The sequence below is a fragment of the Rhizobium esperanzae genome, from assembly GCF_014197615.1.
Lineage (GTDB): Bacteria > Pseudomonadota > Alphaproteobacteria > Rhizobiales > Rhizobiaceae > Rhizobium > Rhizobium esperanzae_A.
On sequence record NZ_JACIFY010000027.1, the window covers coordinates 1 to 18062 of the forward strand.

General features: G+C 61.7%; 16 protein-coding genes, 1 pseudogene and 1 riboswitch. Of the genes and pseudogenes, 10 read left to right on the forward strand and 7 right to left on the reverse strand.

The annotated features are described in order from the left end of the window. Positions 1 to 206, reverse strand: a pseudogene (locus GGD57_RS26855) (sugar ABC transporter substrate-binding protein); the annotation flags it as partial. A gap of 307 nt (positions 207 to 513) precedes the next feature. On the opposite strand from GGD57_RS26855, the gene GGD57_RS26860 reads away from it, so the two are divergent. The 4 genes from GGD57_RS26860 to queE all read left to right on the forward strand — a co-directional run bounded on the left by GGD57_RS26860 (position 514) and on the right by queE (position 3467). Beyond that, complete coding sequence (locus GGD57_RS26860; protein ID WP_184473212.1) at positions 514 to 1566, forward strand: substrate-binding domain-containing protein; 1053 nt, start codon at positions 514 to 516, stop codon at positions 1564 to 1566. Between the two features lie 109 nt (positions 1567 to 1675). Continuing rightward, positions 1676 to 2386 carry a 7-cyano-7-deazaguanine synthase QueC gene (queC, locus tag GGD57_RS26865; RefSeq protein WP_184473213.1) on the forward strand — a complete coding sequence of 237 codons (711 nt, stop codon included), beginning with the start codon at positions 1676 to 1678 and terminating at the stop codon, positions 2384 to 2386. Next, the gene (gene queD / locus GGD57_RS26870; protein WP_085738481.1) at positions 2386 to 2742 is read left to right on the forward strand and encodes a 6-carboxytetrahydropterin synthase QueD; all 357 of its coding nucleotides are present in this window, start codon (positions 2386 to 2388) and stop codon (positions 2740 to 2742) included. The genes queC and queD overlap by 1 nt, the downstream gene beginning before the upstream one ends. Then, complete coding sequence (gene queE / locus GGD57_RS26875; protein ID WP_184473214.1) at positions 2739 to 3467, forward strand: 7-carboxy-7-deazaguanine synthase QueE; 729 nt, start codon at positions 2739 to 2741, stop codon at positions 3465 to 3467. Before queD ends, queE begins: the two co-directional genes overlap by 4 nt. A gap of 114 nt (positions 3468 to 3581) precedes the next feature. Here queE and GGD57_RS26880 read toward each other — a convergent pair whose 3' ends face one another. The 6 genes from GGD57_RS26880 to GGD57_RS26905 form a co-directional block, all read right to left on the reverse strand. Continuing rightward, entirely contained in the window at positions 3582 to 4805 is a 1224-nt protein-coding gene (locus GGD57_RS26880) for an adenylate/guanylate cyclase domain-containing protein (protein WP_184473215.1), read from the reverse strand. 103 nt (positions 4806 to 4908) lie between these two features. Continuing rightward, positions 4909 to 5883 (reverse strand): class 1b ribonucleoside-diphosphate reductase subunit beta, encoded by a 975-nt coding sequence (gene nrdF / locus GGD57_RS26885; protein WP_184473216.1) that lies wholly within the window; start codon positions 5881 to 5883, stop codon positions 4909 to 4911. A gap of 66 nt (positions 5884 to 5949) precedes the next feature. Then, positions 5950 to 8118: a class 1b ribonucleoside-diphosphate reductase subunit alpha gene (gene nrdE, locus GGD57_RS26890; protein WP_184473217.1), complete on the reverse strand. Its 2169-nt coding sequence runs from the start codon at positions 8116 to 8118 to the stop codon at positions 5950 to 5952. Next, positions 8097 to 8498 (reverse strand): class Ib ribonucleoside-diphosphate reductase assembly flavoprotein NrdI, encoded by a 402-nt coding sequence (nrdI, locus tag GGD57_RS26895; protein ID WP_184473218.1) that lies wholly within the window; start codon positions 8496 to 8498, stop codon positions 8097 to 8099. The genes nrdE and nrdI overlap by 22 nt, the downstream gene beginning before the upstream one ends. A gap of 13 nt (positions 8499 to 8511) precedes the next feature. Further along, positions 8512 to 8733, reverse strand: coding sequence for a glutaredoxin-like protein NrdH (gene nrdH / locus GGD57_RS26900; protein ID WP_184473257.1), 222 nt, complete (start codon positions 8731 to 8733; stop codon positions 8512 to 8514). Between the two features lie 258 nt (positions 8734 to 8991). Then, positions 8992 to 9216, reverse strand: a riboswitch (cobalamin riboswitch). 344 nt (positions 9217 to 9560) lie between these two features. Beyond that, positions 9561 to 11840: a heavy metal translocating P-type ATPase gene (locus GGD57_RS26905; RefSeq protein ID WP_184473219.1), complete on the reverse strand. Its 2280-nt coding sequence runs from the start codon at positions 11838 to 11840 to the stop codon at positions 9561 to 9563. A 71-nt stretch (positions 11841 to 11911) separates the two neighbouring features. Between GGD57_RS26905 and GGD57_RS26910 the strand changes: the two genes are divergently transcribed. The 6 genes from GGD57_RS26910 to GGD57_RS26935 all read left to right on the forward strand — a co-directional run bounded on the left by GGD57_RS26910 (position 11912) and on the right by GGD57_RS26935 (position 17840). Further along, positions 11912 to 12334, forward strand: a complete 423-nt coding sequence (locus GGD57_RS26910) for a MerR family transcriptional regulator (RefSeq protein ID WP_184473220.1) — start codon at positions 11912 to 11914, stop codon at positions 12332 to 12334. A gap of 72 nt (positions 12335 to 12406) precedes the next feature. Beyond that, entirely contained in the window at positions 12407 to 13624 is a 1218-nt protein-coding gene (locus GGD57_RS26915; protein WP_184473221.1) for a TIGR03862 family flavoprotein, read from the forward strand. A 175-nt stretch (positions 13625 to 13799) separates the two neighbouring features. Next, the gene (locus GGD57_RS26920) at positions 13800 to 14759 is read left to right on the forward strand and encodes a helix-turn-helix domain-containing protein (RefSeq protein ID WP_184473222.1); all 960 of its coding nucleotides are present in this window, start codon (positions 13800 to 13802) and stop codon (positions 14757 to 14759) included. 168 nt (positions 14760 to 14927) lie between these two features. Then, positions 14928 to 16436, forward strand: coding sequence for an aldehyde dehydrogenase (adh, locus tag GGD57_RS26925; RefSeq protein WP_184473223.1), 1509 nt, complete (start codon positions 14928 to 14930; stop codon positions 16434 to 16436). A 208-nt stretch (positions 16437 to 16644) separates the two neighbouring features. Then, positions 16645 to 17034 carry a DUF779 domain-containing protein gene (locus GGD57_RS26930; RefSeq protein WP_184473224.1) on the forward strand — a complete coding sequence of 130 codons (390 nt, stop codon included), beginning with the start codon at positions 16645 to 16647 and terminating at the stop codon, positions 17032 to 17034. A 98-nt stretch (positions 17035 to 17132) separates the two neighbouring features. Next, positions 17133 to 17840: an SDR family NAD(P)-dependent oxidoreductase gene (locus GGD57_RS26935; protein ID WP_184473225.1), complete on the forward strand. Its 708-nt coding sequence runs from the start codon at positions 17133 to 17135 to the stop codon at positions 17838 to 17840. The last annotated feature ends 222 nt before the right edge of the window (positions 17841 to 18062 follow it).

Here is an 18062-nt window from a genome sequence, read left to right on the forward strand (position 1 = left end):
TCACCGCCGCCGCCGGCAACGGGGACATCCTTCCAGGCAAAACCTTCCTTCGACAGATCCTGCTTCAGAACGTTCAGCGCCGCTGCCTCGCCGCCTGACGTCCACCAGTGAAGCATCTGAACTTCCTTCACGTCGGCAGCCTGGGCCGCACCAAGGCCAGCCATCATCACGACGGCGACAGCCGCCGAGCTCAAAAACTTGCGCATGAATTTCCTCCCATTTGAAAATCGGCGGCGGGCCCTCCCTGCCGCCCGATGTTTTCCACCCGTTGCGGCGGTCGACATCGGCCGCGCTCCTCCGCGCGGTTGCTAATTTAAAACGTTATAAGCCACAGATCGTCAAGCCCTTTCTCGACTCCCGAGAAAAATATCATTTTATCAATATCCTATTGAATTTTATATCAATTACCGATTTGGCTAAAAGATCGTTAAAATTTAAAACGTTTTCATTCCACGATTGCGCGCCCGAGTCATCGTGTTATTGTATCGGCAATTCCAGCACGGAAAGCCGAAAGTGACCGAACCGTCCCGGCCGCGACGCGGCGAAAGTCTCGATACCGCGCATAAGCGCGGCAAGCCGACCTTGCGAACGATCGCCACGATCGCCGGCCTTGCGGTGACGACGGTGTCGCGGGCTCTCTCCGATGCGCCGCAGATTTCGCTGGAGACCCGCCAGCGCGTGCGCCGCATCGCCGGCGAGATCGGCTATCTCCCCGATCGGGCCGCGCAGCGCCTGAAGACCGGCCGCACCAATGTCATTGCCATCCTGCTCGATTCGCACGAGGAAGTGGTCGGCTTCAGCACCTCGATCATGTACGGCATCGCCAAGGCATTGAAGGAGACCTCCTACCATCTCGTCGTCGCCCCGAACTTTCTGTCGACGACCGACGTCGAGGCCGCTGAATACATCATCCGCAACCACCTCGCCGACGGGTTGATCTTCACGCGGACGGAGCCGCTCGATGCCCGCGTCCGCCTGCTGCTCGAAACCGGCTTTCCGTTCATCTGCCACGGCCGCACGGAATTTTCCACGCCGCACCCCTATGTCGACTACGACAATTTCACCTTTGCCTACGAGGCGACGCGCCGGCTGATCGCCAAGAAACGCAGAAAAGTGGCGGTGATCCTGCCGCCGAAACGGCTGACCTTCTGCCAGCATATCCTGCACGGCTTCATGACGGCGGTGCGCGAGGCAGGCATTGCCTATGAGATCCCCGAAACGGTCGATCTCGATACGCCGGCGGATGTGCTGCGCGATTTCATCTGCAGCCGCGCCGCCGCTCCGGATGCGCCCGACGGTTTCATCTGTCCCGGCGAGGTCTCTGCTCTCGCCGTCATCAGCGGCATGGGCGACGCCGGCCGGATACTGGCTGTCGATTACGATATCGTCGCCAAGGAAACCTCCCGCCTCCTCACCCAGTTGCAGCCGAAAGTCGACACGATCCACGAGGACCTGACGGCGGCGGGCGAGGATCTCGGCCGCATGCTGCTGCAGCGCATCAACAACCCCGACGCCGAAGGTCTGCATCTGCTGCTGCCGCCGCAGATCAATTTCCCGATCGGTTGACCCTCTGAAGGCTCGCGCCTTAACCCTATTCCCAACCGGCGTGATTTGCCCTAGAAGCACGCCGTAATCCGGTCGCAGCCCACCCGGTCAAAACAAGGGAATCTAAAATATGAAGACTATCGTCGTCTGCTCTGGCGGACTCGACTCCGTTTCGCTTGCCCACAAGATAGCGGCGGAAGAACAGCTTATCGGCCTCGTCTCCTTCGACTACGGCCAACGGCATCGCAAGGAACTCGACTTCGCCGCCAAATGTGCCGCACGCCTTGCCGTTCCCCATCATATCATCGACATCGCCGCCATCGGCGGCCATCTCAGCGGATCGGCGCTGACCGACAATGTCGAGGTCCCTGACGGCCATTACGCCGAAGAGACTATGAAGGCCACCGTCGTGCCGAACCGCAATGCCATCATGCTGGCCATCGCCTTCGGGCTGGCGGCTGCCCAGAAAGCCGATGCCGTCGCCGTTGCCGTGCATGGCGGCGACCACTTCATCTATCCCGACTGCCGGCCGGGCTTCATCGACGCTTTCCAGCGCATGCAGAACGAAGCGCTCGACGGTTATGCCAGCGTCAGACTGCTTGCACCCTATGTCGAGGTGTCCAAAGCAGCGATCGTGATCGACGGCGCAAAACATGCGACACCGTTTGCGCAAACATGGTCCTGCTACAAAGGCGGCAGGCTCCACTGCGGACGCTGCGGCACCTGCGTCGAACGCCGCGAGGCCTTCCATCTTGCCGGCGTCCCTGATCCCACGGAATACGAGGACCGCGACTTCTGGAAGGCCGCAGTGTCGCAATATTCAGCAGCGGAGGTGCGTTGATGTACCGCATCACCAAGGAGTTTCATCTCTCCGCTTCGCACCAGCTGGATCATCTGCCGGCCGACCATCAATGCGCCCGGCTCCACGGTCATAACTATATCGTGGTCGTCGAGCTCGCGGCCGAAAACCTGAACGATGACGGCTTCGTGCGCGACTATCACGACCTCTCGCCGCTCAAGCGCTATATCGACGAGGCGCTCGATCACCGGCACCTGAACGAGGTCTTCGGCCATTCGAAAGTCACGTCGGAATTCCTGGCAAGGCACTTTTACGACTGGTGCAAGCAGCGCTTCCCGGAAACATCCTCCGTCCGCGTCAGCGAGACGCCGAAGACCTGGGCGGAGTACCGGCCATGAGCGGAGAGACCATTCGCGTCAGCGAGATCTTCGGCCCGACCATCCAGGGCGAAGGCGCTCTGATCGGGCTGCCGACGGTCTTCGTCAGGACGGGCGGCTGCGACTATCGCTGTTCCTGGTGTGACAGTCTCCACGCGGTCGACAGCGCATACCGGGATCATTGGATTCCGATGGCGGTGGATGCGATCTGGCAGGAGGTGACCAAGCTCTCCGGCGGCAGGCCGATGACGGTTTCGCTTTCCGGAGGCAATCCGGCGATCCAGCCTCTGGGGCCGCTGATCGAGCTCGGCCATTCCCAAGGCTACCGCTTCGCGCTGGAAACGCAGGGAAGTGTCGCCCGGAACTGGTTTCGCGACCTCGACATGCTGGTCTTGAGCCCCAAGCCGCCGTCAAGCGGAATGCACACGGACTGGGGTGAGGTCGACAACTGCCTGCGGCTGACCGCCGGCGGGCCGGAGATCGCATTGAAAATCGTCGTCTTCGACGAGGCCGACTATGCCTTTGCGCGAGAGGTCGGCCAGCGCTACCCCTATATTCCGCTGTACCTTCAGCCGGGCAACCACACGCCGCCGCCGCCCGATGACGACGACGCCCGTATCGATATGGACGGCGTGATGGATCGCATGCACTGGCTCGTCGAGAAGGTCACGGCCGACGGATGGTTTGCGCCACGCGTGCTGCCGCAGTTGCACGTGCTGCTGTGGGGAAACAAGCGTGGCGTTTAAAGCAATTCCAGGAAAAGTGCGAAGCGGTTTTCCGTCCGGGATTGCGTAAAAACAAAAAGTTAGAGCGGTTCGGCGTTTCCATGAAAACCGGAACCGCTCTGACACTGTCTGAGCCTACCGCTCGGGAAAAGCGAAGACATCGACAGGCTCTCCGAGCCCGCGCAGCGGGAAGGTGCCGAGGCTGTCCATGTCTTTGGCGCAGTCCGCCATTTCAACGAAGGCCCGCGACAAGAGCACCGGACGCTTGACCTCTTTGGTCAGGCTTTCCAGCCGCGAGGCGACATTGACCGCCGGGCCGATGACGGTGAAATCCAGCCGGCGGCGAGAGCCGATATTGCCGTACATGACGTCGCCGACATGCACGCCGACGCCGTAACGCAGCGGCTCGCGCCCCATGCGCAGATGCTGCTCGTTCAGCTCGGCCATCGACTCCTGCCCTTCGCGGATCGCCTGCAGCAGATCGAGGCAGGCGGTTTCCTTGGTCAGCGGGAAAATCGCCAGCAATCCGTCGCCCATGAACTTGAGGATCTCGCCGCCATAGCGTTCGATCGGATCCGACATGGCGTCGAAATAGTCGTTGAGCAGGTGGATGACATCGTCGCGCGGCCAGAGATCGGAAATCGCCGTAAAGTCGCGCAGGTCGCAGATCATGATCGCCGCGCCGACAGTGGCGCCGCTGCCGCGCGTCGTCACGCCCGACAGGATCTGCTCGCTCGCATGCGGCCCGACATAGGTCTGCAGCAGCGTGCGCGCCATGATGTTCTTCAGCCTGATTTCGCTGACCAGCGTCAGGGCGGGCAGGAGATCGCGCAGGAAATCGACATGTTCGCTCGCAAAACCGCCCGGCCGGCGGGTGGAAAATGTCACGACATGCCGTTTGCCGAAGGTGTGCTCGACCGGCCAGGCGATATATTCGGTCAGGCCTTCGTCATGCAGTTCCTGATAGAATGAATCCAGGTCGCCGTCGGCTGCGCCTTCCAGCCGTTTGCGCAGCTCCTCGGCACCCTGATGGATCGCATTGATCGGACTGTTCAGGAACTCCGGCGTGTTTTCGACACCATAGGCGAATGTGTCGATCTTCGCCTCCGTGAGCCCTTCCTTCCAGAGGATGCGGGCGCCGATCCATTGCGGATGGTTCGTCCGGAAATGCAATGTGGCCCGCGCCACCGGCACCCCGGCCGAAAGCAGCTTGCCGCACATCTCCACCAGGATATTGTCGATGAAGCGCTCGCCGCGTGTCTCGTTCACCAGCCAGTCGAGAATCCGTCTCCGGCGGATCGGCCAAATGCCATGCTCCGTCTCAACGGCACGTCCGGCCTTGTCTGGAAAAGACGACATCAAAAACTCCCGTTACACCGCATCACCGGCCAAGACCGGAGCCGGTTTCCGCTGTATGTGGTCGATGGCCAGGCAGATGATAAGGGGAGATTGCGATCAAGTCTCAAAAATCCCAATCCTCGTCCTCCGTCGCCACGGCCTTGCCGATGACATAGGAGGAACCGGAGCCGGAGAAGAAATCGTGGTTTTCATCGGCATTCGGCGACAGCGCTGACAGGATCGCCGGATTGACCTTGCAGGCCTCGGCGGGGAACAGCGCCTCATAACCGAGGTTCATCAGCGCCTTGTTGGCATTGTAATGCAGGAATTTCTTGACGTCCTCCGTCAGCCCCACGCCATCATACAGCGCCTCGCTATATCTGGCCTCGTTGTCGTAGAGCTCGAGCAGCAGGTCGAAGGCGAAATCCTTGAGTTCTTGCCTTCTCTCTCCCCCGAGCAGCTCCAGTCCGCGCTGGAATTTGTAGCCGATGTAATAGCCGTGCACCGCCTCGTCGCGGATGATCAGCCGGATCATGTCGGCCGTATTGGTGAGCTTGGCCCGGCTCGACCAGTACATCGGCAGGTAGAAGCCGGAATAGAACAGGAAACTTTCGAGGAAGACGCTCGCGACCTTCTTCTTCAGGGGATCGCCGGAGGCATATTGTTCCGTGATCAGCGCCGATTTGCGCTGAAGGAATTCGTTTTCCTCCGACCAGCGATAGGCATCGTCGACATCGACAGTCGAGCAGAGCGTCGAGAAAATCGAGGAATAGGAGCGCGCATGCACCGCCTCCATGAAGGAGACATTGGAAAGCACCGCCTCCTCATGCGGCGTTGCCGCATCCTCCATCAGCCTGATGGAGCCGACGCCGTTCTGGATCGTGTCGAGCAGCGTCAAACCGGTGAAGACGCGAATGGTAAGCTGCTGCTCGGCCGCCGTCAGCGTTGCCCAGGATGGAATGTCGTTCGACAGCGGTACTTTCTCCGGCAGCCAGAAATTGCCGGTGAGGCGATTCCAGACTTCGAGATCCTTGTCGTCCTCGATGTGGTTCCAGTTGATGGCGCGCACGCGGCTGATTGGCTTTACGGCGATGTTCATGGTGATGATGTCTTTCCAATAGATCTGATGGCTACGAGCTCGAAACTCTCGGCCAGAGGCTCAAAATCAAAGCGTACAAGACACACATCCCTGCACCTCGGTGCCGGACAACGCCATCTGGCGAAGGCGGATGTAGTAGATCGTCTTGATGCCCTTCTTCCAGGCGTGAATCTGCGCCTTGTTGATATCGCGCGTGGTCGCCGTATCGCGGAAGAACAAGGTCAGCGACAGGCCCTGGTCGACATGCTGGGTCGCCGCCGCATAGGTATCGATGATCTTCTCCGGCCCGATCTCATAGGCGTCCTGATAATAGTCGAGATTGTCGTTGGTCATGAACGGCGCCGGATAATAGACGCGGCCGATCTTGCCTTCCTTGCGGATCTCGATCTTCGAGACGATCGGATGGATCGAGGAGGTCGAATGGTTGATGTAGGAAATTGATCCCGTCGGCGGCACCGCCTGCAGGTTCTGGTTATAGAGGCCGGAGGTCATGACGGCCTTCTTCAGCGCCACCCAGTCTTCCCGCGTCGGAATATCGATGCCTGATTTGTCGAACAGCGCCTGCACCTTTTCGGTCACCGGCTTCCATTCCTGATCCGTATATTTGTCGAAATAGTCGCCCGAGGCATATTTCGAATTCTCGAAGCCCTTGAAGCTCGCACCACGCTCGGCCGCCAGCAGGTTCGAAGCGCGGATGGCGTGATAGGTGACCGTATAAAAATAGATATTGGTGAAGTCGACGCCTTCTTCCGAACCATAATGGATGCGTTCGCGGGCGAGATAGCCGTGCAGGTTCATCTGGCCGAGGCCGATCGCGTGGCTTTCGTCATTGCCCTTCTCGATCGAAGGAACCGAGGCGATATGGCTCATGTCGGAGACAGCCGTCAGCGCCCGGATCGAAGTCTCGATCGTCTTGCCGAAATCGGCCGAATCCATCGCCGCCGCGATGTTCAGCGAGCCGAGATTGCAGGAAATATCCTTGCCGAGATGTTTGTAGGAGAGATCGTCGTGATACTCGCTCGCCTCGCTCACCTGCAGGATCTCCGAGCAGAGATTGCTCATGGAGATGCGGCCGGCCACCGGGTTCGCCCGGTTCACCGTGTCTTCGAACATGATGTAGGGATAACCGCTCTCGAACTGGATTTCGGCGATCACCTGGAAGAATTCCCGCGCCTTGATCTTCTTCTTGGAGATGCGGGCATCCGCCACCATCTCCCGATACTTTTCCGTCACTGAAATCTCGCTGAAGGGCACGCCGTAAACGCGCTCCACGTCATAGGGCGAGAACAGGTACATGTCCTCATTGTTCCTGGCGAGTTCGAAGCTGATGTCGGGCACGACGACGCCGAGCGACAGCGTCTTGATGCGGATCTTCTCATCGGCGTTTTCCCGCTTGGTATCGAGGAAGCGCATGATGTCTGGGTGATGGGCGTTGAGATAGACCGCGCCCGCGCCCTGGCGCGCGCCGAGCTGGTTGGCGTAAGAGAAACTGTCTTCGAGCAGTTTCATCACCGGAATGATGCCCGACGACTGGTTCTCGATCTGCTTGATCGGCGCACCGGCCTCGCGGATGTTCGTCAGCGACAGCGCCACGCCGCCGCCGCGCTTCGACAATTGCAGCGCCGAATTGATCGACCGGCCGATCGATTCCATATTGTCCTCGACCCGCAGCAGGAAACAGGAGACGAGTTCGCCGCGCTGCTTCTTGCCGGCATTGAGGAAGGTCGGCGTCGCCGGCTGGAAACGGCCGGAAATGATCTCGTCGACCATATCGCGGGCAAGGGCTTCGTCGCCCCGCGCCAAGGTCAGCGCCACCATGCAGATGCGGTCTTCGTAGCGCTCGAGATAGCGCTTTCCGTCGAAGGTCTTCAGCGTGTAGCTGGTGTAATATTTGAAAGCGCCGAGGAAGGTCGGGAACCGGAATTTCCTGGCATAGGCCTCATCGAACAGGTCGCGGACAAAATTGAAGGAATATTGGTCGAGAACCTCCTGCTCGTAATAGCCTTCGGTCACGAGGTAATCGAGCTTTTCCCGCAGATTGTGAAAGAACACGGTGTTCTGGTTCACATGCTGCAGGAAATACTGCTTGGCCGCCATACGGTCCTTGTCGAGCTGGATTCGTCCCTCCTCGTCATAGAGGTTCAGCATGGCGTTCAGCGCGTGGTAGTCGAGTGTTTCGGCCGCTTTCAGCGGTTTTGCGCCAGCATCCCGCGTCAGACTTGTTCCCGTGTCCAAAATCGTCCCATCCCGTCTTTGACATTGGCGACATCCTCGGCCGTTCCCAGAAGCTCGAACCTGTAGAGATACGGCACCTGGCATTTCCGCGAGATCACGTCGCCGGCAAGCCCGTAGGTCTCGCCGAAATTGCTGTTGCCCGCGGCAATCACGCCGCGGATGTTGGAACGGTTTTCCGCATCGTTGAGGAAACGGATCACCTGCTTGGGCACGGCCCTGCTACCGCCATCCCCGCAATAGGTAGGCGAGATCAGCACATAGGGTTCGTGAATGTGGATGCCTTCAGCACTGAGTGGAATGCGCGCCGCGCGCAGTCCCAGCTTCTCGACGAAACGATGGGTGTTCCCGGATCGGCTCGAATAATAGACGATCAGCCCCACCGCCGTTCTCCGCTCAGGAGAGCGCGCTGATCATGTCGGGACGGAAACCCGCCCAATGCTGGCTGCCGGCAACCACGACCGGAACCTGCATGTAGCCCATGCCGCGCACGCGATCGAGCGCTTCGGCATCCTCGGAAATATCGACGATTTCATAGTCTACGCCCAGTCGGTCGAGAGCGCGGTAGGTGGCGGTGCATTGGACGCAGGCGGGTTTGCTGTAGACGGTAACGCTCATCATCTTCCTCGTGATGTCAAAGAATTCAGGACGCAATCTGGGGATCGGGCGCCGTGCGGCGTCCGGGGCAACGCTTGATGGTGATCTGGCAAAATTGGCGCTTCAGACGCCGGATACGATCCCTTTCGGGATTAGCGCGGGCAGCCTTGATGTTCTCGACATGACTTCAACCCCGAAATGCTGATGCGGAGGTTCGGGGCAGCGCAACAGGCGCGGATCATTCCGCTTCATGCACGCGACCTTCCGGACACCCCGCCCGTGGACGTTTCGTTCAAGGCAGGTCTCCTGGCTTGCGGGTCGAAGCACCTGCCCCAGCCTTCCCAAGGCGCCATGCCTCAGTGACCTGAAATCGGACAGTTGCTCGCCGCTCACAGTTGCGGGGGCAGCTCCGGTCTTGTTGCGCCGTCATGGCGAAACGCACCGTATTCCCGTCTTAGCCCGCGATCCTGACGAATCGAAGGAACCTTGAACACTAGATATAGTACCCGAATCCAAAAACGCGTCAACGGGTGGTTTGCGCATCGCGTTACGGCAGGTTTGAAATCGCTGCGTTCCTGTGAAAAACATGGATAATAAAGGCTTAAACAAAACGCACTGTGGAGAAGGCCGTGATGAGCGGGCCAGGCTGGTCGGCTCCCCGACTGCTGACAAACCACGGCAAAACCGGTGATGTCATCCTCGGCCTTGTGCTGCACAAGGCCGAGGATGACGGAGGAGACTTTGTCGGCAAACCGAGAGCCGGCCTGACTGAGGACCGGCTCCGCTATTTTCAATTCTCGATCAGGCCCGAACCGGCAGCAGTCTTCACACCGCCGCCGGAAAAACATTCATCCCTTTACGCGAAGCAGCCTGAGCGCGTTGATCGTCACCAGCACGGTGGCGCCCGTATCGGCGAGAATTGCCGGCCAGAGCCCGGTAATGCCGGCGATCGTCGTCACCAGGAATACCGCCTTCAGCCCGAGCGCGATGGTGATATTCTGCAGGATGTTGCGCATCGTGCGTTTGGACAGTTCGATCATCCGCGCCACATCGCCGACGCGTCCGTGCAGCACGGCGGCATCCGCCGTCTCCAACGCCACATCGGTGCCGCCGCCCATGGCGATACCGATATCGGCAGCCGCCAACGCCGGCGCGTCGTTGATGCCGTCCCCGACCTTGGCGACGATGAAGCCCTGGCGCTTCAATTCGCCGACAACTTGCTGCTTGTCCGCCGGCATCATCTCGCCGCGCCAGTCGATGCCGAGCATGCCGGCAACTGCCGCCGCCGTCCGCTTGTTATCGCCCGTCAGCATCATCGCCTTGACGCTTGCCGATTTCAGGGCGGAGAGCCCGGCCTGCGCATCCTCGCGCGGCTCGTCGCGCATGGCGATCAGGCCGGCGGCAACACCGTTGACGAGCAGCACCGAGACGCTCTTGCCTTCGTCGTTCAGAACAGTGATGCGTGCATCCTTTTCGCCGTCGAGCGCTCCGCGCTCGCGGGCGGCGGACGGCGACAGCAGATCCAGCGTCTCGCCGCCGGCTTTGCCGCTGACACCCTTGCCCGGCAGTGCTTCCAGTTCGAAGGCCGGCGGCACGGGAAGGCCGTCGGCCTTGGCGCGGTTGAGGATCGCCAGCGCCAAGGGATGGCTGGACCCCTGCTCCAGCACCGCCGCGCGCGACAAGATCTGCGCCTCGCTCAATCCGAAGGAAACGATGTCGGTCACCTGAGGCTTGCCTTCCGTCAGCGTGCCGGTCTTGTCGAAGGCGACCATCGTCACCTTGCCGAGCGTTTCCAGGACGGCGCCGCCTTTCATCAGCAGCCCGCGCCGCGCACCCGCCGACAGCGAGGCGGCGATCGCCGCCGGCGTCGAAATGACGAGCGCGCAGGGGCAGCCGATCAGCAGGATGGCAAGGCCCTTATAGACCCATTCACTCCACGAGCCGCCGAACAGCAGCGGCGGCAAGACCGCAACAAGTGCTGCGACCACCACCACGCCGGGCGTGTAATAGCGCGAGAATCGATCGATGAAACGTTCCGTCGGCGCCTTCGATTCCTGCGCCTCCTCCACCAGCTTGACGACGCGGGCAATGGTATTGTCGGCAGCAGCGGCCGTGACCCGAACCCTGAGCACCGCATCGCCATTCACCGTTCCGGCAAAAACGACGGCATCGACGCCCTTGCGCACCGGCGTGCTCTCACCCGTGACCGGCGCCTCGTCGATCGCGCTCTCGCCCGAGATGATGATGCCGTCGGCCGAGATGCGGTCGCCCGGACGCACCATGATGATGGCACCGACAGCGAGGCTTTCCGCCGGCACTTCCCGCGTCTGGCCATTGTCTTCGAGCAGGGCATTCTTCGGCACCAGCGTCGTCAGCGACTGGATGCTTTCGCGCGCCTTGCCGGCCGCCACGCCCTCCAGCAGCTCGCCGACGAGGAACAGGAATACGACGGTCGCCGCCTCCTCCCCCGCATTGATGATGACGGCGCCGACGGCGGCGATCGTCATCAGCATCTCGATCGAAAACGGCGTGCCGGAGAGCGCCGCCATGACCGCGCGCCGGGCGATCGGCACCAGCCCGACCAGCATGGCGACGATGAAGGCATAGGATGCAATTGCCGGCACCAGATGGCCGATCGCATAGGCGGCAATGAGCGCTGCACCCGAGAAGATCGTCAGCCGGCCTTTCTTGCTCTGCCACCAGGGACCGGTCGTCGGCCCATGGTCGTGTCCATGCAGACCCTCGATTTCCTTCTCCTCATGATCATGGCTTGCATGATCGTGATCGTGGCCTGCGTGATCATGATCGTGACCCTCGTGATCATGATCGTGGTCATGGCCCGTGTGATCGTCATGGTCGTGATCGTGATGATCGTGCGAACCGTGGTCCCGCGCCGGCGCCGCGCTTCCGGCAAAAGGCGAGACCGTGTAACCGAGCCCCGTCACCTTCTTCTCTATCGCCTTGAGGTCGCTGCTGCCGTCATGCCGGACGGTCATAGTGCCCCCCATCACCGAGACGGACACATCGGCGACACCCGCCACGCGTCTCACCGCCGTATCGATCTTGGCCGCACAGGAGGCGCAATCCATGCCGCCGACCCGGTATCTTGTCTCGTTCGTCTCAGCCATCATCCGCTTCCTTGCCAAACAGAAGCATCCCTCCTACATCCTCTAGCGACTAGAGGTGCAAGAGAAAAATCATGAAAAAGATCACGATTGGTGAAGCGGCTCGTCAGAGCGGCGTCAAAGTGCCGACGGTGCGTTATTACGAGAGCATCGGCCTGATTGCCGCACCGAGCCGCAGCGAAGGCAACCAGCGCTCCTTCGAGCCCGCCGATATCAACCGCCTCGCCTTCATCCGCCATGCCCGCGAGCTCGGCTTCGAGATCGAGGCGATCCGCACGCTGCTCACCCTGCAGGATGATCCGCACCAATCCTGCGCCTCGGCCGATGCCATCGCCAAGGCCCGCCTCGTCGAGGTCGAGCAGCGCATCCGCAGCCTTATGGCGCTGAAGGCCGAGCTGGAAACCATGGTGGAAGGCTGCGGCCACGGCCGCGTCGACCAATGCCGCGTCATCGAGGTTCTCGCCGATCACGGCCAGTGCACGCATTCGCACCACTGACGAACTGACGGCCTTGCAGGCAACGCGCCCCCGCGCCAAAACTGCAGCAGAAAGAATCGGGCAAAGACATCGATGAACCAGAAGCGAATTGCCATCATCGGCGGTGGCCCGGCAGGCCTTGCGGCCGCCGAACTGCTTTCGCTTTCCGGCCATGCGGTGACGGTCTACGACGCCATGCCGACCTTCGCCCGCAAGTTTCTGCTGGCCGGCAAGTCGGGTCTGAACATCACCCATTCCGAGGATTATGCCCGTTTCGCCACGCGCTTCGGCGCGGCCACCAGTCGTCTGCGCCCGGCTCTCGATGCCTTCACTCCCGATGACATCAGGGATTGGGCTGCAGGGCTGGGTACCGAAACCTTCGTCGGCTCCTCCGGGAGGGTCTTTCCGACGGTGATGAAAGCCTCTCCGCTGCTGCGCGCCTGGCTCAAGCGATTGGAGGCGCAGGGCGCCACGCTGCGCGCCCGCCACCGCTGGATCGGTTTTGCCGACGAGGGCTATGTTTTCGAAACGCCCGAAGGACGCAGCCTCGTCCATTGCGACGCCGCCCTGCTGGCGCTCGGCGGCGCAAGCTGGCCGCGCCTCGGCTCCGATGGGCGCTGGCTGCCGTGGTTATCGGAGAAGGGTGTCGAGATTGACGCTTTCCAGCCCGCCAATTGCGGCTTCGTCGTCGGCTGGAGCCAAAATTTCAGCGAGCGTTTCGCCGGCGAGCCGGTGAAATCGGTCACCGCCACATCCGAAGCCGGCACCTTTCCCGGCGAATTCGTCATCAGCGCAAACGGCATCGAGGGCAGCCTGATCTATGCCCATGCGGCCAGCCTCCGCGACCGGCTGCTGAGCCATGACAGCGCTGCCCTGACGCTCGATCTCGCGCCGGGCCGGACGATTGAAAGGCTGAGCCGCGACCTCGAGCGGCAGGACACCAAATCGAGCTTTTCGAACCGCCTGCGCAAGGGCGCCGGCCTCGACGGCGTCAAGGCAGCGCTGCTGCGGGAACTCGCTCCCGAGCGCGACCGCAGCGACCCTCAACGTCTCGCCGGCATGATCAAGTCCCTGCCGGTGCCCGTTCTCGAAACCCGGCCGATCGCCGAGGCGATTTCCTCGGCCGGCGGCATCCGCTGGAGCGGCGTCGACGACAACTTCATGCTGAAGGCGCTGCCGGGCACCTTCGTCGCCGGCGAGATGCTCGACTGGGAGGCCCCGACCGGCGGTTACCTTCTCACCGCCTGCCTTGCGACCGGCCGCGCAGCCGCGCGCGGCATCGAAGCCTGGCTGTTGCAGCAGACGCCGTGATCCTGAACCGGATCTAGATCAATGAAGCGGAGCACAATATCGTGTGACGATCGCTGACACTTTCAGCATCGCGCCCGGATTGCCGAGGGCGAAGGGAGGATGGCGGCCGAGGCAGGCAATTTGCAAACCGGCCTCTTTTCCATCAGACTATGCTGAAGTTCCGTGGGAGGAGCAGATGCACGAACAGTCAGCGCATGCGGAGCATGTCTACATCTCTGCGCAACGGAATTCCGCCGCCGCGAGTTCTCCGATCGTCGCGTCGTGGCGGCGGTGCATGACCATGCATCGTCTCGCACCCGAGGAGGAGCGCGCGCCGCTGCGCCTCACCGATCAGGAATTTCATCACACTCGCCAACGGTCTGATCAACTGATCGCCGGCGCCACCGAGGAACTCGACCGCCTCTTTACCACCGTCGGCAGGGCCGGCTGCTGCATTCTTCTGACGGACAGGAACGGCATTGCCTTGGAGCGCCGAGGCTCCGCCGGCGACGACAAGGACTTCCACGCTCTCGGCCTCTGGACCGGGTCGATATGGACCGAAGCGAGCATCGGCACCAACGGCATTGGCACGGCGCTTGCCGACGAGCGCGCCGTGGCCATCTTCCGGGACCAGCATTTCTTCTGCTCGAATATCCGGCTGAGCTGCACGACGGCGCCGATCCGCGATCATCGCGGCGAACTCACCGCGGCCCTCGACATCTCCACGTGCCGCGAAGACGTCCGTGAGATGACGCTTGCGATCCTCACGCAGGCCGTGCGCGACGCAGCGATACGCATCGAGCTCAACCTTTTTCGTTCGGCCTTTGCCGGCGCCCGTTTTCTGATGGTCCCCACAAGCACCAATTCCACGGCCGCCCTGCTTGCCGTCGACAGGCACGACCTCGTGCTTGGCGCCACCCGCGCCGCCCGCATCGCGCTGCAACTGGACGACAAGCGTATTGCCGCCGGCATCCCGGCCGCCGATGCCCTGCATGAGGCAAGCATTTCGCAGCAGGAAGAAATGGTGGAGGCGGAAAAAGCGGCGCTGCTGCGCGCGCTGTCACGCACCAGCGGCAACGTTTCGCAAGCGGCCATCGCCCTTGGGATCAGCCGCGCCACGCTTCACCGCAAGATGAAAAAGTTCGGCCTGCATTAGGCGAGGCTCCAGCAGTTCCATGGATGCAGCAATCAAGATGTGCCCCTGTCGCATCTCTGCGACAGTGTGCACTGCGGTATCGAGGACCTCCCCTGTTCCCTTCGGCAAAACACGCACATTTTCCTCCCACCGGTTCGATTGGAACCTGGACCATCAAGGGAGGATGACATGCTTCATCAGAAAGTCGTCGAGTCGCCGTTCAAGCTCAAATACGGCAACTATATCGGCGGAGAATGGCGCGAGCCGGTCGAAGGCAAATACTTCGAAAACCTGACACCCGTCACCGGCGGCAAGCTCTGCGACATTCCCCGCTCCAGTGAAAAGGACATCAATCTGGCGCTCGACGCCGCCCATGCGGCCAAGGACAAATGGGGCCGCACCTCGGCTGCCGAGCGCTCCAATGTCCTCATGAAGATCGCCCAGCGCATGGAAGACAAGCTGGAATTGCTCGCCCAGGCCGAGACCTGGGACAACGGCAAGCCGATCCGCGAAACCATGGCGGCCGACATTCCGCTGGCGATCGACCACTTCCGCTACTTCGCTTCCTGCATCCGCGCCCAGGAAGGTTCGATCGGCGAAATCGATCATGACACCATCGCCTATCATTTCCACGAGCCGCTCGGCGTCGTCGGCCAGATCATTCCGTGGAACTTCCCGATCCTGATGGCCACCTGGAAACTGGCGCCGGCACTTGCCGCCGGCAACTGCGTCGTGCTGAAACCGGCCGAGCAGACCCCTGCCTCGATCCTGCTCTGGGCCGAACTGGTCGGCGATCTCCTGCCGCCCGGCGTGCTCAACATCGTCAACGGCTTCGGCATCGAGGCGGGCAAGCCGCTGGCAACCAGCCCCCGCATCGCCAAGATCGCCTTTACCGGCGAGACGACGACCGGCCGGCTGATCATGCAATATGCCAGCCAGAACCTCATTCCGGTGACGCTGGAACTCGGCGGCAAATCGCCGAACATCTTCTTCGCCGATGTGATGGCCGAGGATGACGATTTCCTCGACAAGGCGCTCGAAGGCTTTGCGATGTTTGCCTTGAACCAGGGCGAAGTCTGCACATGCCCGAGCCGCGCCCTCGTCCAGGAGTCGATCTACGACCGCTTCATGGAAAAGGCGGTCAAACGCGTCGAGGCGATCAAGCAAGGCAACCCGCTCGACAGCGCGACGATGATCGGCGCCCAGGCCTCGACGGAGCAACTGGAAAAGATCCTCGCCTATCTCGACATCGGCAAGCAGGAAGGCGCCGAGGTCCTGGCCGGCGGCACGCGCAACGATCTCGGCGGCGAACTGGCGAACGGCTATTACGTCAAGCCGACGATCTTCAAGGGCCACAACAAGATGCGTGTGTTCCAGGAGGAGATTTTCGGGCCGGTTGTCTCGGTCACCACCTTCAAGGACGAGAAGGAAGCGCTCGAAATCGCCAACGACACGCTCTACGGCCTCGGCGCCGGCGTCTGGAGCCGCGACGCCAATCGCTGCTATCGTTTCGGCCGCGAGATCCAGGCCGGCCGCGTCTGGACCAACTGCTACCACGCCTATCCCGCCCACGCCGCCTTCGGCGGCTACAAACAGTCGGGCATCGGCCGCGAAACCCACAAGATGATGCTCGATCACTACCAGCAGACCAAGAACATGCTGGTGAGCTACAGCCCGAAGGCGCTCGGCTTCTTCTGAGATGCTTTCCATCCAGCGGGAGATGGTCAAAACCCTTCCCCAACCCCTCCCCACAAGGGGGAGGGGCTAACGCGTGGCACCAATCGTGGCAAACCGTCGACCTTTCTGAGGATGAGACGGTGAAGCGGAAGACAGCGGAGGCGGCATCTTGAGCCCCTCCCCCTTGTGGGGAGGGGAATTGCTCTCCAGAACTTTCGGAGGAAGAACCATGGAAACGACCGTCAACGGCGAACCGCGTGTTCTCGCAACCGACACGGCCCTTGACCTGATCGCGGAGATCAGGCGCGATCATCCCGATATCCTCTTCCACCAGTCCGGCGGCTGCTGCGACGGCTCCTCGCCGATGTGTTATCCAGCTAATGAATTCATGGTCGGCGACAGCGACGTCAAACTCGGCGAGATCGGCGGTGTGCCTGTCTATATCAGCGCCAGCCAGTTCGAGGCATGGAAACATACCCAGCTGATCATCGATGTCGTGCCCGGCCGCGGCGGCATGTTTTCGCTCGATAACGGCCGCGAGAAACGCTTTCTCACCCGCTCCCGCCTCTTTAACGGCGGCGAGGCCTGCGCCGTTCCTGATGTGACGTCCCGCGCGTAGTTTGCAAATGTCTCGCCTTGTCTCGGCAGCGGGCGTACGCTACCGAAAGCATATATGCGACATCCCTCAACTGCGGCACCGTCAGGAGATCGATTGTGATGAACGAGCAGAAAGCCGTGATCGTCACGGGAGCCGGCGGCAATCTCGGCAGCGCCGTCGTCCGCGAGCTTGCTGCGGGCGGCGCCAAACTCGTCTGCATGAACCGTTCGAGTGAGCAGTTGGAAGCCTTGGCCGGCGATCTTCCCAGCTCCACGGAATTTCTGTCGATCGCGGGGACGGATCTCACCGATTATGCTTCCTGCGCCGCCGCCGTCGCCCGGGCCGTCAAGCGCTTCGGCGGCGTCGGCGCATTGGTCAACACCGTCGGCGGCTTCCAGATGGGACCGGTCGGCCCGGATGCCCCCGCCCAATGGGACACGATGATGACCGCCAACGCCCGCACTGCGCTGACGATCAGCGCCGCGGTACTGCCAACCATGAAGGCATCGGGCTACGGCCGCATCGTTCATGTCGCCGCCGCACCCGGCCTGAAGGCCGGCCCCAACCAGGCCGCTTACGCCGCCTCCAAAGCCGCCGTCATCCGGCTGACGGAAGCGCTTGCTGCCGAATGCCGCGACGACCGCATCACCGCCAATTGCATTCTGCCCGGGACGATCGACACGCCTGAAAATCGTGCCGCCATGCCCAACGCGAAGACGGACGGCTGGGTATCGCCGCAATCGATCGCCCGCCTCATCGCCTTCCTGATTTCGCCGGCCGCAGCCGTCGTCACCGGTGCAGCGATCCCGGCGACGGGCCGCGAATAACCCCAAGGCGTGGCCTGATCGGCGGCCGCAAGGCGTGCAGCCGCCCGCCTCGAGGTTCACGGAACCGCGCGAGGATGAAACGGCAAACCTCAAAGTTTTGGTCGGCGATATACGATCTGACTTGAGCTTCTGTGCGCCTTGAGGCAGCCTCATCTCTGCTTGGCTCAGATGACGGGCGGGAGGCAGCGGGCAGACATGATGGGGTTGATGATCGCACGGCAT

Bases quoted from the DNA above. Each gene is read 5' to 3' on its own strand.
- queE (WP_184473214.1), top strand. From the start codon at position 2,739: ATGAGCGGAGAGACCATTCGCGTCAGCGAGATCTTCGGCCCGACCATC.
- GGD57_RS26910 (WP_184473220.1), top strand. From the start codon at position 11,912: ATGAAAAAGATCACGATTGGTGAAGCGGCTCGTCAGAGCGGCGTCAAA.
- GGD57_RS26880 (WP_184473215.1), bottom strand. From the start codon at position 4,805: ATGTCGTCTTTTCCAGACAAGGCCGGACGTGCCGTTGAGACGGAGCAT.
- queC (WP_184473213.1), top strand. From the start codon at position 1,676: ATGAAGACTATCGTCGTCTGCTCTGGCGGACTCGACTCCGTTTCGCTT.
- GGD57_RS26920 (WP_184473222.1), top strand. From the start codon at position 13,800: ATGCACGAACAGTCAGCGCATGCGGAGCATGTCTACATCTCTGCGCAA.
- adh (WP_184473223.1), top strand. From the start codon at position 14,928: ATGCTTCATCAGAAAGTCGTCGAGTCGCCGTTCAAGCTCAAATACGGC.
- nrdH (WP_184473257.1), bottom strand. From the start codon at position 8,733: ATGAGCGTTACCGTCTACAGCAAACCCGCCTGCGTCCAATGCACCGCC.
- GGD57_RS26935 (WP_184473225.1), top strand. From the start codon at position 17,133: ATGAACGAGCAGAAAGCCGTGATCGTCACGGGAGCCGGCGGCAATCTC.
- GGD57_RS26915 (WP_184473221.1), top strand. From the start codon at position 12,407: ATGAACCAGAAGCGAATTGCCATCATCGGCGGTGGCCCGGCAGGCCTT.
- queD (WP_085738481.1), top strand. From the start codon at position 2,386: ATGTACCGCATCACCAAGGAGTTTCATCTCTCCGCTTCGCACCAGCTG.
- nrdF (WP_184473216.1), bottom strand. From the start codon at position 5,883: ATGAACATCGCCGTAAAGCCAATCAGCCGCGTGCGCGCCATCAACTGG.
- GGD57_RS26930 (WP_184473224.1), top strand. From the start codon at position 16,645: ATGGAAACGACCGTCAACGGCGAACCGCGTGTTCTCGCAACCGACACG.
- GGD57_RS26905 (WP_184473219.1), bottom strand. From the start codon at position 11,840: ATGGCTGAGACGAACGAGACAAGATACCGGGTCGGCGGCATGGATTGC.